Annotated in this window: 15 protein-coding genes; 6 read left to right on the forward strand and 9 right to left on the reverse strand. The window is 61.1% G+C overall.

What is annotated here, in order from left to right; translation table 11 throughout:
• Positions 1–22 precede the first annotated feature (22 nt).
• Positions 23–1,192: a flagellin N-terminal helical domain-containing protein gene (locus tag ACFOGH_RS12680; protein ID WP_417323664.1), complete on the reverse strand. Its 1,170-nt coding sequence runs from the start codon at positions 1,190–1,192 to the stop codon at positions 23–25.
• A gap of 16 nt (positions 1,193–1,208) precedes the next feature.
• On the opposite strand from ACFOGH_RS12680, the gene ACFOGH_RS12685 reads away from it, so the two are divergent.
• Positions 1,209–1,379, forward strand: coding sequence for a hypothetical protein (locus tag ACFOGH_RS12685; RefSeq protein ID WP_380074020.1), 171 nt, complete (start codon positions 1,209–1,211; stop codon positions 1,377–1,379).
• A gap of 66 nt (positions 1,380–1,445) precedes the next feature.
• Here the strand turns inward: ACFOGH_RS12685 and ACFOGH_RS12690 are convergent, their stop codons facing one another.
• On the reverse strand, positions 1,446–1,775 hold the full coding sequence (locus ACFOGH_RS12690) for a hypothetical protein (RefSeq protein ID WP_380073438.1): 330 nt from the start codon (positions 1,773–1,775) through the stop codon (positions 1,446–1,448).
• The gene (locus ACFOGH_RS12695; RefSeq protein ID WP_380073439.1) at positions 1,765–2,049 is read right to left on the reverse strand and encodes a rod-binding protein; all 285 of its coding nucleotides are present in this window, start codon (positions 2,047–2,049) and stop codon (positions 1,765–1,767) included. Before ACFOGH_RS12695 ends, ACFOGH_RS12690 begins: the two co-directional genes overlap by 11 nt.
• A 108-nt stretch (positions 2,050–2,157) precedes the next feature.
• Here ACFOGH_RS12695 and ACFOGH_RS12700 point away from each other — a divergent pair, with 108 nt between their 5' ends.
• Together ACFOGH_RS12700 and ACFOGH_RS12705 are read left to right on the forward strand one after the other, a co-directional pair.
• Positions 2,158–3,906 carry a flagellar hook-length control protein FliK gene (locus ACFOGH_RS12700; protein ID WP_380073440.1) on the forward strand — a complete coding sequence of 583 codons (1,749 nt, stop codon included), beginning with the start codon at positions 2,158–2,160 and terminating at the stop codon, positions 3,904–3,906.
• Positions 3,907–3,951: 45 nt separating this feature from the next.
• Positions 3,952–4,605, forward strand: coding sequence for a flagellar hook capping FlgD N-terminal domain-containing protein (locus tag ACFOGH_RS12705; protein WP_380073441.1), 654 nt, complete (start codon positions 3,952–3,954; stop codon positions 4,603–4,605).
• Here the strand turns inward: ACFOGH_RS12705 and ubiB are convergent, their stop codons facing one another.
• Positions 4,606–6,135, reverse strand: a complete 1,530-nt coding sequence (gene ubiB, locus ACFOGH_RS12710; RefSeq protein ID WP_380073442.1) for a 2-polyprenylphenol 6-hydroxylase — start codon at positions 6,133–6,135, stop codon at positions 4,606–4,608.
• On the reverse strand, positions 6,132–6,875 hold the full coding sequence (gene ubiE, locus ACFOGH_RS12715; RefSeq protein WP_380073443.1) for a bifunctional demethylmenaquinone methyltransferase/2-methoxy-6-polyprenyl-1,4-benzoquinol methylase UbiE: 744 nt from the start codon (positions 6,873–6,875) through the stop codon (positions 6,132–6,134). Before ubiE ends, ubiB begins: the two co-directional genes overlap by 4 nt.
• 95 nt (positions 6,876–6,970) lie before the next feature.
• Here ubiE and mutM point away from each other — a divergent pair, with 95 nt between their 5' ends.
• Both mutM and ACFOGH_RS12725 read left to right on the forward strand, forming a co-directional pair.
• Positions 6,971–7,816, forward strand: coding sequence for a bifunctional DNA-formamidopyrimidine glycosylase/DNA-(apurinic or apyrimidinic site) lyase (gene mutM, locus ACFOGH_RS12720; RefSeq protein ID WP_380073444.1), 846 nt, complete (start codon positions 6,971–6,973; stop codon positions 7,814–7,816).
• A gap of 8 nt (positions 7,817–7,824) precedes the next feature.
• Entirely contained in the window at positions 7,825–8,598 is a 774-nt protein-coding gene (locus tag ACFOGH_RS12725) for an enoyl-CoA hydratase (RefSeq protein ID WP_380073445.1), read from the forward strand.
• Between the two features lie 97 nt (positions 8,599–8,695).
• Here the strand turns inward: ACFOGH_RS12725 and ACFOGH_RS12730 are convergent, their stop codons facing one another.
• From ACFOGH_RS12730 to ACFOGH_RS12745, 4 genes are all read right to left on the reverse strand, one after another.
• On the reverse strand, positions 8,696–9,658 hold the full coding sequence (locus ACFOGH_RS12730; protein WP_380073446.1) for a magnesium transporter CorA family protein: 963 nt from the start codon (positions 9,656–9,658) through the stop codon (positions 8,696–8,698).
• A gap of 245 nt (positions 9,659–9,903) precedes the next feature.
• Positions 9,904–11,133 carry a Tm-1-like ATP-binding domain-containing protein gene (locus ACFOGH_RS12735; protein ID WP_380073447.1) on the reverse strand — a complete coding sequence of 410 codons (1,230 nt, stop codon included), beginning with the start codon at positions 11,131–11,133 and terminating at the stop codon, positions 9,904–9,906.
• Positions 11,134–11,151: 18 nt separating this feature from the next.
• The gene (locus tag ACFOGH_RS12740; RefSeq protein ID WP_380073448.1) at positions 11,152–12,642 is read right to left on the reverse strand and encodes an aldehyde dehydrogenase family protein; all 1,491 of its coding nucleotides are present in this window, start codon (positions 12,640–12,642) and stop codon (positions 11,152–11,154) included.
• Positions 12,643–12,703: 61 nt separating this feature from the next.
• A complete protein-coding gene (locus tag ACFOGH_RS12745; RefSeq protein ID WP_380073449.1) occupies positions 12,704–14,137 on the reverse strand; it encodes an APC family permease in 1,434 nt (477 codons plus the stop codon).
• A 145-nt stretch (positions 14,138–14,282) separates the two neighbouring features.
• On the opposite strand from ACFOGH_RS12745, the gene ACFOGH_RS12750 reads away from it, so the two are divergent.
• Positions 14,283–15,113 carry an IclR family transcriptional regulator gene (locus ACFOGH_RS12750; protein WP_380073450.1) on the forward strand — a complete coding sequence of 277 codons (831 nt, stop codon included), beginning with the start codon at positions 14,283–14,285 and terminating at the stop codon, positions 15,111–15,113.
• Position 15,114: the final 1 nt, after the last annotated feature.

Consider the following 15,114-nt stretch of genomic DNA (forward strand, 5'->3'; position numbering starts at 1 on the left):
AAGCCGCCCCCGGCCACATTTATCAACGGAACAGAGCCAGGATGTTCTGCGGCTGCTGGTTGGCAATCGACAGGGATTGCGTCGCAAGTTGTTGTTGTACCTGCAGCGCTTGCAGCCGCGCCGAGGTTTCTTCCATATCGGCATCGACCAAAGTGCCGATACCGGCTTTCAGCGCATCAGACAGCTTGCCGACAAAATCGGATTGAATTTCGATCCGCTTTTGCGACGAGCCGAATTCCGCAGCCGCATCAATCGAGGTTTGCACCATCGCCTCAATGCTGCCCAGCGCCGTTGTCGCTCCGGATGCCGTGGTGACGTTGATCGACGCCAGCGCACCAAGTCCGCCCGAGGCCGCATTCTTGAACTGCCCGCTGACCGAAAGGTCTTTGGTGCCGTCATTGGTGAACGAGAGCAAACCGGGGCTGCCCGAATCGTAATCCACCGTCAGGCCGGAAATTCCCAGCGCATCGATGGCGTTCTTCATGCCGACTGCGACAAGGTCGGCAATGGTGTTGGCACCACTGGTCACATCATTGGCCGAGACGGTGTAGGACGCCGTCTTGTCCCCGATGCGCATACTGACTTTGTCGCCCGCCGCCCAGGCCGTTGCACCGTCTTGGATGGTGATGTCATCGGTGCCGCCGGACTTGTCCAGCGTCAGCACAAAGGTATCGGCATCGGTCGACACCGTGCCGCCGGTCGAGGCCCCGAACACGTCATTCGCAGCGTAAGCGCCGGTCGACAGGTTCTGCGCGTTCACCGTGATCGACGAGGACGTCACCCCGGTGCCGCTGCGGTCAAGCGATGACAGCACATCCACCGAGGTTTGCGAGCCGTTGATCAGGTTGAGGCCGTTGAACTGCGCGGCCCCCACAACCGAATCGATCTGCCCTTTCAGCGCATCAATATCCGTCTGTATCTTGGTGCGGTCGACGTTGCTGCCCTGCGCCGCCACGATCTTGCCTTTGATCTGCGTCAGCAGGCCAGTGACGGTTTCTGAGGCTTCACGCGCCACGGTCAGCGTCGAAGACCCCAGATTGAGGCTGTCCGAAATCCCCTTGAAGCCTTCAACGTCCGATTCCATCACCTTGGAAATCGCCCAGACCGCGGCATTGTCCTTGGCATTCGCGACCGACTTGCCCGTCGAAATCTCGGACTGGGTTTTGTTCATGTTGTGGTTGATGCTTTTCATGGTCTGAAGCGCAACCATGGCACTGGTATTAGTCAAAATGGACGACATCGTCTGTTCCTTCGCGATCTGCCTGCGCTTTGCGCCCGGCATGGTGCGCCATCTTGCGATGGCTGTTTTGGCGTTCTACCCGCTGCACCCGAAGCCTGATCCAGATGCGCCACCCCGTCGTGGGATGCAGGGTCAATAAACAGCCAGAAGTTCTAACAGAGTTCTAATGCCGCCCAGCCATATGCAGCGGATTTGAAGCAAACCTTCACAACCGTTGTGACAGCGTGCGCTGGCCGCTCGGTTTCGCGCGTTGGCCGTTTTCGTCGTAAGTCACCATGCCGCTTGCAATTTGCCGCACATCCTTCATCCGCTGGATCGCCGCACGCACGCCTTTTGCAGCAGCCCCCGCGCTGCGGGCGTTACGCTCTGCAAGCCGTTTTAATCGCAACAAAGCCTTTTCCTCGATAGGCTGCGACAGGTTCAGCAAAGCTGCATCGAGTTGCGGAGAAAGTGAGTTGAGCGCCGGATAATCCGCGGTCAAAAGTGCCTGATGCATCGCCTCCATCAAGGCTTCGATCTGCATGTCAGCCTGCATGATTCTGTCCTTTTGTCATGGCTTGAAACAACTGTTCGGCCAGCCCGATACCGCCCTTTGCCACCATCTGCCGGGCCTGTTCATCGCGCAGGAATGACCCGAACTGATCCTCACCTATGCCACCACCAAAACTTTCGGGCGTCTTGCCAACCCCGGCATATCCCAACATTTCTGAAAGAAAACTGGCCTCCAGCGCCTTGGCCTGCACCAGCATCGGCGTGTCGGCTGCGGGTTTTGGCGGGGTGCGTGTGGGCCGGATCGAAGAAATGTCCATCAAATGCTCCTGTTGATTCAGATTTTTCCCAGTATCCGGGATGGCGGTAAACAGGTGGTAACCAATCCTCGGAATAAAGGAGGTCAGAACGGCAGAAGTCGGTGAAAGATGATTCCTTTAGTGCAACTTGGCCTTCCTACCCGCGCAAACGCCGCGCACAGCCCGCCGGCTGATACGGCAGAGGCGTCCGGATTCCTCGCAGAACTCGCAGCGCAGGATGATAACGCCGCGCCCGAGGCGCTTGACGCCCAAGGCTGCCTTGTCGCAGGGCTTATGGTGACGGTTCAACAAATTGGCGCACAGGCAGGCCACGTTAACGTCAATTCGGCGGAACGCACCGCCCCACCCACAACCGAGTCAAAGGGGCCGCAATCCGACCCAATCGCCTCAGTCATTACTGCCACCGTAAAGCAGCCATCGGCACAATTGGTCGCGGCGACAGAAGTGGCCCCACCGGAAACTGCCTCCGTCAGCCCCTCCGACGCGCCGTCCATGCCGCAACAGGACAATCCGTTCTCTGCGTCACCCAACGTTACCGCAAAATCAGCCCTCGCCACCCACGCGCCAGAATCAGCGCCGCCCTTGGCAGAAAGCAGCATCCCACCCGAACTCCCCATCGCCGCGTCCATAAGCCCGGCAAGTCACTCGCAGGCCCAAGTCAGCCTGCCCGGTAAAATCGTCCCCGAAACCACCCTGATGCCGCTCGAGAAGGCACCAAAGCCAAACCTGTCAGCCCAATACATCGCCGCACCTAATGCCCCCGAACAGGCCGCTGCGATCCCTGAAAACGCACCTCCGGATCAGACAGCCGCTTCACATCCCGACAGCGTGCAACAATGGCCTATGCCCCCCCTCTCGCCGTCCTCACACCAGGCAGCAACCCATCCAGCGCCCCAAAATTCCGTAGTGACGAAGGCCACAGCATTGCAGCTCACCCTCGCGCCGCTACCCCCGCCCGAGGCGGCAAACTTTGCACAGCCCCTTGTCCCAAACATTGCCGAGCAGGATCATGCGGCACCCGCCAACCCACCCCTGCCCATCTCCACCGCCGAATCCGCTTGGCAGACCTTTCTGCATCGCGATGCCCCGCTCGCGCCGGATCGCACGCCCGATCAACCGCCGATACAGGCCACCCCGGAACACGCCAACGCGGCCATCGCCGAAACCCTTCCACAGCCGACAGAACCCGTCGCGCCACTCAACAGCCTGCTGCAACCCCCAAATCGGCCGAGAGCGACCGAGCAACGACCGGTGCCGTTTCAAGACCCGGCCAGCCCGCCGTTGCGAGATCAAGCCATCGCCATCCCTAATGCTGTTGTGGCAAATACCCCGCTTGCCCCACAGCAGCCCGCGCCTGACATCCTTGCTCAAGCCGAGCAAACCGCGCACGCAAGCCCCAACCAGATCGCGGCACCCACCGCCATCGCCCACCAATCCGCACAGAATGCGCCGCCACACACGCCACCGCCCATATCCACCCAGCTTCTGCACCACAGCACCGCCGCCAAAACCGGCGTCGTCGACGTGCTTTTGCAGCCAGAGGAACTTGGCCATGTCAAATTTCAGATCCAGCAGCACGGCGATAGCCTCCGTATCCTGCTGAGCGCTGAACGGCCTGAAACGGTGGAACTGCTGCGCCGACACGCCGATCAGCTTTTGCAAGAATTCCGTCAATCGGGGTTTGCGCAAGCCTCGCTCAGCTTTGGTCAATGGGGCGAGCAACAGCGCCCCTCTGCTCCGCCGTTGGCTCACTTTGATCAGACAGAAATCGAGCCCGATGAGCCCCTCCCTGCCCACCGTCCACAACACAGCACGCCAAATCTTGCACCCGCGGGTGGGCTGAATTTGCGGCTTTAGTGCCGTGCCAAACACCCGCTGCGAAAACCTTGAAAGGAGCCTTTGATGGAAACCTCGACTGTCACGACAGTTCAGACACCTGCCAACAAAGCGGCCAACAAAGCCGCCGTTTCCGCCGATTTCGACACTTTCCTGAAAATGATGACGACCCAGATGAAAAATCAGGATCCGCTCAACCCGATTGATTCGTCGGATTACGCCGTGCAACTGGCCACGTTCTCAGGCGTCGAACAGCAGACCAAAACCAATCAGTTGCTGGAAGGCTTGACCAGCCAGTTTGGCGTCTTGGGCATGGCACAACTCGCGGCTTGGGTTGGGCAAGAGGCGCGCTCTGCCGCACCGGTTTACCTCGGCGATGATCCTGTGACGATCAGCTATCAGCCCAAAACCCAAGCCGACCGCGCGGTTCTGGTGGTGAAAAATGCGCAAGACCAAGTGGTATCGCGCGAGGATGTTTCGTTGGAGGGTGGGAGTTATCAGTGGCTTGGCGCTGATGCCGCAGGCAATCCGCTGCCGAACGGCATCTACCGCCTCAGCTTGGAGAACTACAGCGGGGAACAGCAGTTGGGCGATGCCACCGCCGTTGAATCCTACGCGAAAATCCTTGAAGCGCGCGGCGGGGCCAATGGGCCAACGCTGGTGCTTGCGGGCGGGGTCGAGGTGGCGGCGACCGATGTCACCGCCCTGCGCGTGCCGTGATCACAGGATATGGCCCAGCCAAATTCCCAAGGCGAACACCACAAACGCCGCCAGAACCAGCCGCAGCACAAACAAACGTGGCCGCTGCCGGACGGCTGGCGGCGCATCGGCCTGCGCGATCAGCGCGGCTTCGACCAGACGGGGCAAGCGGGGGCCAAACCGCGCCAGAACCCGCGCGGTCTGCGCCAGATCGCGCAGCAATGCCAGCGGGCCAACATTGCGGCTGACATAGGTTTCCACCACCGGCTTGGCGACCTGCCAGATGTTGATATTCGGGTCCAGACTGCGCGCAACACCCTCCACCACCACCATGGTGCGTTGCAAAAGGATCAGCTCTGTCCGGGTTTCCATGCCAAATCTCTCTGTTACTTCAAAGAGATAGGACAAAAGCCGCGCCATCGAGACCCGTGTCGCCTCCAGCCCGAAAATCGGCTCGCCCACCGCGCGCAGGGCACGGGCGAATTCGTCGATATCGCGGTCGGGCGGCACATAGCCGGCCTCGAAATGCACTTCCGCCACCCGGCGATAATCGCGCCCGATGAAGCCCATCAGAATCTCGGCGTAGACCCGGCGGGTGTATTCATCAATTCGCCCCATGATGCCGAAATCATAGGCGATCAGATCGCCATTCGCCGCCACCTTCAGATTGCCCTGATGCATGTCGCCATGGAAAAACCCATCGCGCAGCGCGTGGCTTAGGAAAAGCTGCAACACCCGCGCGCCCAAAGCCCGCCGATCCAGACCCGCCGAATCAATCGCGGCATTGTCGGCCAAGTTGATCCCCGCTGCCCAATCCAGCGTCATCACCGTGCGGCCAGACAGATCCCACACCACCTTTGGCACCTGAAACCCGGCGTCATTCTTGGTGTTATCGGCAAATTCCGAGGCGGCTGAGGATTCCAGCCGCAAGTCCAACTCGCCCAGAACCACGCCTTCGAAATGCGAGATCACATCCAAAGGCCGCAAGCGGCGCGAGGCGGGCGAGACAAATTCAATCGCCCGCGCCGCGAAATAGAACGCATCAATATCGCGGCGAAATGCCCTTTCAATTCCCGGGCGCAGCACTTTCACCGCCACGTCCTGACCGTTGCTGCGCAAGGTCGCCCGATGCACCTGCGCGATTGAGGCCGCCGCCACGGGAGCGGAAAAGCTGGAGAACACCTCGTCCACCGGCAGCCGCAACTCCTCGGCCACCATCGCCTTGGCCACATCGGTGGAAAAAGGCGGCAGTTGATCTTGCAGATATTTCAACTGCATAGCCAGTTCTTCGCCGACAATATCTGGCCGCGTCGAAAGCACCTGACCGAACTTTATATAGGCCGGCCCAAGCGCCGTCAGCGCCCGCGTCACCGGCGGCAGGGCCAGATCGCCCTGCAATCCCAGCCATTTGAAAGGCCAACCCAACAGCCTTGCGGCAAACCGCAACCGAGGCGTCACCTGCATCGCCTCTAGTGCCACCGCCATTGCCCCGGTGCGCTCGAACGTGGCCCCGGTGCGGATCAGCCGCCAGATGTTATGCGGTCCCCTCACAGTTTCCAGCCCGAGTGCAGTGCGGCAATGCCCATCGACAGGTTGCGATATTTCACCTGATCAAAACCGGCCTGGCGGATCATGGTGGCAAACGCCTCTTGCTCGGGGAATTTGCGGATCGACTCGACCAGATACTGATAGCTGTCGCGGTCCCCCGCCACCACTTGCCCCATCACCGGAATGACGTTGAAGCTATATTTGTCATAAACCCACTGCGCCAAGTCATTGGGAATCCGTGAGAATTCCAGAACCATCAGCCGCCCGCCTGGCCGCAGCACGCGAAACGCTTCCTTCAAAGCATCGCCAATCCGCGTCACATTCCTGATCCCGAAAGAAATCGTGTAAACATCAAACGAATTGTCGGCAAACGGCAGCGCCATCGCATCGCCCACCACCCAATTCAGCCGCGCCGCCATCTGATCGGCCTCGGCCCGCGCACGACCCGAGATCAGCATCGACTCGGTCATATCGCAGACCACCGCCGTCGAGCCTTCAGCCCGTTTCATGAAGCGAAACGCCACATCCCCGGTGCCACCCGCCACATCAAGCAGCCGCTGGCCGGGCCGCGGCGCCAGCCAATCCATCATCGCGTCTTTCCACAGCCGATGCATGCCCCCCGACATCAGATCGTTCATGATGTCATATTTGCTGGCCACCCGCGTGAACACGCCATGCACCATTCCGGCCTTGTCAGCCTCGGGCACCGTCTGATAGCCGAAATGCGTGGTGGAGTCGTTCATCACTTGCCGTCCTTTGATTGCCCGCCCCTTATAGGCGCGCGCGGCCAAACCCTCAATGCGCCCAACTGTCACCCGCCCGATCTATCCGAGGATATATGCCCGAACTGCCCGAAGTCGAAACCGTTCGCCGTGGCCTGCTTCCCGCGATGGAAGGCCGCCTGATCGAACGTGCCGAGGTCAATCGCCCCGATCTGCGCTGGCCTCTTCCAGAAAATATGGCCAAACGGTTGACCGGCACGCGTGTGCTGGCCCTGCGGCGGCGATCGAAATACATCCTTGCCGACCTTTCGTCGGGCGAAATCCTGCTGATCCATCTGGGCATGTCGGGCCGGATGCTGGTGTCCGGCATCACCCTGGGCGACTTCTTTCACGACCACGCCGCGCCGGAAAAACACGATCATGTTGTGCTGCATCTTGAAGGCGGCGCGCGCGTGACCTTCAACGACGCCCGCCGCTTTGGCGCGATGGATCTTTTGCCCACCGCCACCGCCGAACAACACCCCCTGCTGGCCGAGATCGGGCCCGAACCCTTGGGCAACGCGTTCAACGAAGCCTATCTTGCCGCGAAACTTCAGAACCGCAACACACCGATAAAATCGGCGTTGCTGGATCAGCACCTTGTCGCGGGTCTTGGCAATATCTACGTCTGCGAAACCCTCTACCGCGCCCGTATCGCACCCGATACCCGCGCAGGGGCGATCCCCGATGCAGGCCGCCTTGTACCGATCATCCGCGAGGTGCTGGCCGAGGCCATCGAAGCAGGCGGCTCCAGTCTAAAAGACTACCGCCGCACCGATGGCGAGTTGGGCTATTTCCAGAAGGCCTTCGCCGTCTATGGCCGCGAGGGCCAGCCTTGCCAAACCCCCGGCTGCACGTCCACAATCGCCCGCATGGTGCAATCGGGGCGCTCATCTTTCTACTGCCCCACCTGCCAACGATAGGAGCCGACATGCCCGACACCCTCATCCTTGAAACCCACGGTGCTGTCGCCCTGATCCGCCTGAACCGGCCCGAGGCGCTGAACGCGCTGAACCAGCAACTGATGTCCGAACTCGCCGAAACCCTGCAAGCGATGGACCGTGACGACGCTGTGCGCTGCATCGTCATCACCGGATCGGAAAAAGCCTTCGCCGCGGGGGCCGACATCCGCGAAATGGCCGGAAAATCCTTTGCCGAGGCCTTCGTCGGCGACATTTTCGGCCCCGAAGCCGATGCCATCCAGCGCATCCGCAAACCGATCATCGCCGCCGTTGCGGGCTTTGCCTTGGGTGGCGGGTGTGAGCTTGCGATGATGTGTGATTTCATCATTGCCGCTGATACCGCCAAATTCGGCCAGCCCGAGATCAACCTTGGCATCATCGCAGGCATGGGCGGCACCCAGCGCCTGACCCGCGCCGTCGGTAAAGCCAAAGCCATGGAGATGAACCTGACAGGACGCATGATGGACGCCGCCGAAGCCGAGCGCGCAGGCCTTGTCAGCCGCATCATCCCCGCCGCCGATCTGATCGACGAGACCCTGAAAACCGCCGGGAAAATCGCCGCGAAATCGGCCGTCTCGGTCTGCGCTGCGAAAGAAGCTGTAAACCGCGCCGAGGAAACCACCCTGCGCGAAGGTCTGCTGCACGAACGCCGCCTGTTCCACGCGATGTTCGCCACCGATGATCAGAAAGAGGGCATGGCGGCCTTCATCGAAAAGCGCGCAGCCCACTTCACCGACCGCTAACACATATCCTACGCCGCCCTGGACTTGATCCGGGGCCTCTGATCACATCACGTGGCCCCGGATCAAGTCCGGGGCGGCGCATCGCTTTGAAACATTCTCAAAGCCAGCCCTTCCAGCGAAACACCGCATAGGTCAGCACCGCCGAACCCAGCATGCCCAACAGCGCCAGTGGATAACCCAGCACCAACGGCAGTTCCGGCATATGCACAAAGTTCATCCCGTAGATGCTGGCGATCAGCGTCGGCGGGCTGAACAGCACCGCCACCACCGACACAATCCGCACCGTGGTATTCTGCGCCAGATTGATCCGCCCCATCGTCGCATCCGACATCAGCCCAAGGCGTGACGACAGGAAATCCGCGTGAACCTCCAGCGCCTCGATGTCGCGCAACTCGCCCTTCAGCACCAGCCCCAAGCCCTCGGAACTCAGACGATGGCCCAAAAGCTGGTCGACATAGTTCAGTGCCCGCCCCAGCGTCAACAGCGCCAGCCGCACCCGGCCCAGCCGCTCGCCCTCTGCGCCCAGATTGCTCAGCGCGTTCTCCAGATCGCTTTGCTGATAGCCCTTCGGCCCCGGATGGTAGGTCTGCCGCGATACCTTGTCCAAACCAACCCCGGCGATTTCCAGATGGTCCGCCAGCCGCCCGATCACTTCCTCGATCAGCCCTAGAAAAATCCGGTCCGGCGTGGAACAGCCCAAACTGCTTTTGCCTGCCCGCGTCGGATAGGTCTCAAACGGGCGCGGCGAATGATGCCGCACCGTCACCAGCCGCGCCTGCGCCACCGCAAAGCACACCGGGCTCATCACCTGCTCACCCGCTACATCCTGCCCCGGCAAGACCACGGTCAGATAATCCATATCTTCTTCGTGATAGAGCCGGTTCGAGACTTCGATTTCTTCCATATCCGCCAGCGTCGGCACATCGACACCCAAAGCACGCACCGCCTCCACTTCCTCGGGCGTTGCGCGCAGCAGATCAATCCATTCGGCATGCTCCAGCGGCGCGCCTTCCGGCAGGATTTCCAGCCGTTTGTTGTCAAAATGATAGGCCGTCAGCATCCGCACACCTCGCAAAATCTCACGCTTGCCTAGCGCCAATCCCCACTGCCGCCAATCCTTCAAATTTGCGTAAAAAGACCGTTGTCAGCAAGGCATCGGCCAAGCCCTCGCTTTGTGGTGGCCAACGTCAGCCCACCTTTGCCTGTGCCTGCAGGGCGTTCAAACCTTAACAGAACCTTAAATTGATCAACCTAAGTATTTTATTTTTATGGGTATGGCTTATGGTCCCAACTCGGGACCATACATCAGCGCTTCACAATACCTGCGGCCACCCAGTCATCAAACCGCGCCAGAACCGCCTCTGAAAACGCCGCATCATTGATATGGGCGTCCAGTTCCACCAGCTCGACCTGTTCAGGGCAGGCCGCCCGCATCTCCTCACAAAACGCCGCCAACCCCGCCGCATCCTCCAAGGGCGCGCCGGGCCGATCCCATTCATGCCCGCCCCGGTTGGGCAGGAAAAACACCACAGGCCCGGTCGAACCCGCCAGCTTGCGACAGATTTCTCGCGCCACCAAACGCCGCTGATCCGGGGTCTGCACCACAGAGGTCAGCAGCCGATTATGGGCATGCGCCGGGGTGTCCTTGAACGCCTCTGGCAGCGGATGCCAAGCCACGAAATCAATCAGATCATAGCAACCCATCGACACCATCTGCGGCACCCCCGCCCGCCCCGCCGCGGTCAGCCGATCCTCCCCCGCCGAGATCGCCGAGCCGAACATATGGTTGGCCACCTCTTGCGGCGCGAAGTCCATCACCGCCGCAAAGGCCCCATCCGCGGCCAGACTTTCAAACGCCCGCCCGCCCATGCCCGTGGCATGAAACACCGCCACCTCAAACCCCCGCGCCTCCAGCGCCGGTTTCAATGCCACCATATAGCGCAGCACGGTCTTGCCAAACCCGGTCATCCCGATCAGCGGCTTCTTCACCGCCGGAACCTCCACCGCCCTCGCCGCCCCCAACACCGCCCCGGCAGCCTGCGACAGCGCGGCCTTGCAGACAGCGTTCAACCCGTAAAGCCCCCCCGCCCACAGGATCATCTGAATATCCGCAGCCAGCCGCGCAGGCGGGATCATCGGGCTGAAGCTGATGGTCGAGACCACATATTTCGGCACACCCAGCGGCAGGGCGGCACAAACATCCAGTGCGAGATCGGTCCCCATCGACCCGCCCAGCACCAGCACCCCGTCAAACCGCCCAGCGCGATGCAACCCTGCCGCCAGCGCCGCCGCCCCCTGCGCCATCGCTTGCATCGCGATATTCTCATCCTCAGCCGCGATGATCGCCGCAATCGAGGTGCCCCCAGCCGCCACCACGTCATGCTTGGAAAAATCCGTCGCAGCCTTGGGATCGCCTAAGACCGACACATCCATCGTCAGAACCTCGCCGCCCTGCTTGCGGATCACCGCGGCCAGATAGGTCAGCTCGTCGTCCTTGGTGTCATAGGTCCCGATGATCAGGATGCGATTGCCCATAGGTGCCTCAGCCTTGCTTTACAGTTGAATCCAGGCGGTTTTCAGATCGGTGTATTTGTCCAGCGCATGCAGGCTTTTGTCGTGGCCGTTGCCCGATTGCTTGACCCCGCCCAGCGGCACCGAGTTATCCGCCCCACCGTAGGTGTTCACATGCACCACCCCGGCGCGGATGCCGCGAACCATGCGATGCGCACGGCCCAGATTGGCCGTCCAGACACCCGCGGCCAGACCAAAATCGCTGGCATTGGCCAGCCTTACCGCCTCGGCCTCATCCGCAAACGGGGTCACGGCCAGAACCGGGCCGAAAACTTCCTCGCGATACAGCCGATGCTCGGGGCGCACCCCCGTTACCACCGTCGGCTCCATATAATAGCCGCCCGTTTCCACCAGCGCGCGACGGCCACCCAGCACGATCTTGCCGCCGTCTTTCACCGCATCGGCTACAAAGCCCAGATTGCCCAGCAACTGCGTTTCAGAGTTCACCGCGCCGATCTGGGTGGCCAAGCTCAGCGGATTGCCGACCGGCATCTTTGCGGCACTCGCGGCCAGCAGCGACACAAATTCATCATGCACCGAAGCCTCTACCAACAACCGAGACCCCGCGACGCAGACCTGCCCGGCATTGCGGAAGATCGCGGTTGCGGCAGCCTTGGCCGCAGCCGCCAGATCGGGCGCGTCGGCAAACACCACGTTGGGGCTTTTGCCGCCAAGCTCCAGATAGCACCGCTTCAGGTTCGAGCGCGCCGCATATTCCAACAGCCGCCGCCCGGTCGGGCCCGACCCGGTGAACACCATCACATCAACGTCCATCGACAGCGCCAACGCCTCGCCCGTCACGCGCCCCGGCCCGGTCACAACGTTGAACACCCCCGGCGGCACACCCGCCTCCAGCGCCAGTTCGGCCAGCTTCAGCAGAGTCAGTGAGGCGGTCTCCGCAGGCTTCAACACCACGGAATTTCCCGCGGCCAGCGCAGGCGCGATCTTCCACGCGCCGATCATCAGGGGGAAATTCCACGGCACAATCGCCGCAACCACCCCCACGGGTTCGCGGTGGATCAGCGCCAGAATGCTATCGGCTGTCGGGGCAATCTCGCCATAAACCTTGTCGATCGCCTCGGCATAATAGCGGAACGTGCCCGCGGCACTGCCCGGCTCGGCCTTCAGGGCCATGCCGATGTCGGTGCCATTGTCGCGCACGCCCAGAACCGCCAGTTCAAGGCTGTTCTTCTCGATCAAATCGGCCAACCGATGCAGCACCGCCTTGCGCCCTGCCGGAGCCATCCGCGACCACAGACCGCTTTCAAAACTAGCCCGCGCCGCTGCCACCGCGCGTGCCACATCCGCCTGTGATGCCGTCGCGGTCGTGGTCAAGACCTGCCCGTTGATCGGCGAAAGCACTTGCGTCTCACCAGCCTCACCCTCCAACCACTGGCCATTGATCAGCAGCTTACCCGCAGGCACAGGCGCTGCGGCCAGAAGATCAATCTCACTTTGGGTGGGGGCGGCCATCACATGCTCCTGCAACAATAGAAAAGGGCGACCGATTCTGGCCGCCCTTTCGTGGTTTCCATCAGACTTTGGTTTTGCCCAGATCAGCAAACTTCGCCGGATCAGACGCTTTCAGTTTGGCAGCAAGCAAGATGCCCACCACGCCCGCGACGATCACCAAGGACGGCAACATCCACGACAGATGCCCCTCGGCCCCGGTCAGCGCGCCGAAATCCATGAAAATCTTGACGAACAGCACCGCCATGATCACGCCAGACACCACCGGCAGGATCTTGGTCGAAAGCGCATTTTCGCCCATCGCATCCTTGGCGAAAAACGCAATCACCGCGAAAGACGTCAGCGACATCAGCCCCAGCACGCCCAAGGTACCAAGCTGCGACAGCCACGAGAACAAGTTCAGCACCGGATCAAGGCCGTTTACCACGAACACGGTCACAAAGATCAACGCCAACACTGTTTGGATCACCGAACCGATATGCGGCGACAGATGCTGCGCGTGGGTGAAGCCAACCGCTGCGGGCAGAATGCCCTCGCGCCCGGTGACAAAGATGTAGCGGGCGATGGCGTTGTGGAAGGCCAGCAGAGCCGCGAACACCGAAGTGACAAACAAGATGCCCATGATCATCGACATGGTATCGCCCAGATAGGTGCTGCCCAGTTGGAACAGGAACATCGTCGGGTCCATGCCGCCCAAGGTTGGCATCAACTGCTCATTGCCAATCCCCATCACCATCAACCAAGAGGTGATCGAGTAAAAAATCCCGATGGCCAGCACCGAAAGGAACGTGGCACGCGGCACGGTGACATGCGGATCGCGCGCTTCTTCGGAATAGATCGTGGTGGCCTCAAAGCCGATGAAACCAGCAAAGGAATACAGGATGCCGATCGACCAAGTGCCCGAAAAGATGTTTTCCGGCATGAAGGGCGCCAGATTGAGCCCATTCGCGCCGCCCTTGCCGAGGATGACGACATCCAGCAACAGAACGATGGCGAACTCAAAAAACACCAGCACCATCAGCACTTTGGCGGAAAGATCCACTTGCCGATATCCCAGCACCGCGATCACCGCGATGGCCGCATAGGACCAGTAATACCACGGCAGATCCAGACCAAACTGCGCGAAGGTACCCGCAGCGGCGTAGCCGAACAGCCCCATCAGGCCGATCTGCATGGCGTTATAGGACAGCATCGCGATCAGCGCCGCCGCGCCGCCGATATGACCGCCCAAACCCTGCGCCGCAAAGGCATAGAAGGCGCCCGCGTTTTTCACATGGCGCGACATTGCGACGTAACCGGCCGCGAACATCAGCAGAATCGCCGTCACAATCAGGAAGGTGCCGGGAATGCCGATGCCGTTGCCCAAGAGCATCGACAGCGGAATCCCCCCCGCAGCCCCGGTCAGCGGCGCTGCCGCAGACACCACCATGAACGTCACAGCCGCCACGCCCAGCGAATTTTTCTTGAGTTGATTTGATGGAATACCAGCCTCAGCCATGCGGCACCCCCGGATATGCGGAATTTGTCATGCGCGTTCCCTTCCTGTCGGTTGACTGCCTCCGTTCATCGGCGGCTATCGGTTTGTTATTTGAACCAATGGTTCGATTTTATTTGACAGCACCCGCGACATTCTGTCAACTGAAATGAACGGGGTGGCCTTTGGGGCCGCAAAGGGCATTGGGCGCAGTATGGGAACGATCTCGAAAGCACTGGAACTGCTGGATCACTTTACCAAGGCCCGGCCGCTGATCGGTCTGTCAGAGATGGCGCGTCTGGCCGATTTGAACAAAGCCACCTGTTTTCGCCTGCTCACTGAGCTTGGTGAGAATGGCTTTGTCGAGCAGATCGGGACCGGCCGTGAATATCGTCTGGGGCCCAGCGTTTTGCGGTTGGCGGCTTTGCGGGAGGCGCAGGTGCCGACGCGGGAGGCGGCGATGCCGGTGTTGCAGGGGTTGGCGCAGCAGACTGGAGAGACGGCGCATTTGTCTTTGCTGATCTCCGACATCCTGCGGCCTTTGGCCCATGCCTACAGCGCGGCCCATGCCACCAAAGTGATGCTGGAGGATACCGAGGCCCTGCCGTTTCATGCGACGTCCTCAGGTCTTGCGGTGCTGGCGTTTCAGCCGGAAGCCTTTCGCAACCGGATTCTGGCGCAGCCCTTACCGCGGTTGACCAGCTCGACCGAGACGGTTCCGGCTGCCTTGCGCGCCTGCATCAATGATGTGCGCGCATTGGGCTATGCCGAAAGCCGGGGCGGGTACGAATCTGACGTGCATTCCATGGCGGTGCCGCTGTTTGATGCCTTGGGGCGTTGCAGCGGGGCACTCGCCGTTGCCGCTTTGGGCAGCCGCATGGGTGAGGCGCAGCGGCGGAAAATCCGCCATGCGCTGCTGCAAGCCGGAACCGAGATCACCACGCTTTGGGGCGGCAGTTTGCCGGCTGATATCGCGACATTGTGGCGCTTGGCCGCCTGAC

This window comes from Cypionkella sinensis, assembly GCF_042646385.1.
Lineage (GTDB): Bacteria > Pseudomonadota > Alphaproteobacteria > Rhodobacterales > Rhodobacteraceae > Cypionkella > Cypionkella sinensis.

What these genes read in the sequence shown, in the direction of transcription:
- ACFOGH_RS12680 (WP_417323664.1), bottom strand. Translation starts at nt 1,192, where the DNA reads ATGAAAAGCATCAACCACAACATGAACAAAACCCAGTCCGAGATTTCG.
- mutM (WP_380073444.1), top strand. Translation starts at nt 6,971, where the DNA reads ATGCCCGAACTGCCCGAAGTCGAAACCGTTCGCCGTGGCCTGCTTCCC.
- ACFOGH_RS12740 (WP_380073448.1), bottom strand. Translation starts at nt 12,642, where the DNA reads ATGGCCGCCCCCACCCAAAGTGAGATTGATCTTCTGGCCGCAGCGCCT.
- ACFOGH_RS12695 (WP_380073439.1), bottom strand. Translation starts at nt 2,049, where the DNA reads ATGGACATTTCTTCGATCCGGCCCACACGCACCCCGCCAAAACCCGCA.
- ACFOGH_RS12690 (WP_380073438.1), bottom strand. Translation starts at nt 1,775, where the DNA reads ATGCAGGCTGACATGCAGATCGAAGCCTTGATGGAGGCGATGCATCAG.
- ACFOGH_RS12750 (WP_380073450.1), top strand. Translation starts at nt 14,283, where the DNA reads ATGAACGGGGTGGCCTTTGGGGCCGCAAAGGGCATTGGGCGCAGTATG.
- ACFOGH_RS12730 (WP_380073446.1), bottom strand. Translation starts at nt 9,658, where the DNA reads ATGCTGACGGCCTATCATTTTGACAACAAACGGCTGGAAATCCTGCCG.
- ACFOGH_RS12735 (WP_380073447.1), bottom strand. Translation starts at nt 11,133, where the DNA reads ATGGGCAATCGCATCCTGATCATCGGGACCTATGACACCAAGGACGAC.
- ubiE (WP_380073443.1), bottom strand. Translation starts at nt 6,875, where the DNA reads ATGAACGACTCCACCACGCATTTCGGCTATCAGACGGTGCCCGAGGCT.
- ACFOGH_RS12700 (WP_380073440.1), top strand. Translation starts at nt 2,158, where the DNA reads ATGATTCCTTTAGTGCAACTTGGCCTTCCTACCCGCGCAAACGCCGCG.
- ACFOGH_RS12685 (WP_380074020.1), top strand. Translation starts at nt 1,209, where the DNA reads ATGGCACTGGTATTAGTCAAAATGGACGACATCGTCTGTTCCTTCGCG.
- ACFOGH_RS12705 (WP_380073441.1), top strand. Translation starts at nt 3,952, where the DNA reads ATGGAAACCTCGACTGTCACGACAGTTCAGACACCTGCCAACAAAGCG.
- ACFOGH_RS12745 (WP_380073449.1), bottom strand. Translation starts at nt 14,137, where the DNA reads ATGGCTGAGGCTGGTATTCCATCAAATCAACTCAAGAAAAATTCGCTG.
- ACFOGH_RS12725 (WP_380073445.1), top strand. Translation starts at nt 7,825, where the DNA reads ATGCCCGACACCCTCATCCTTGAAACCCACGGTGCTGTCGCCCTGATC.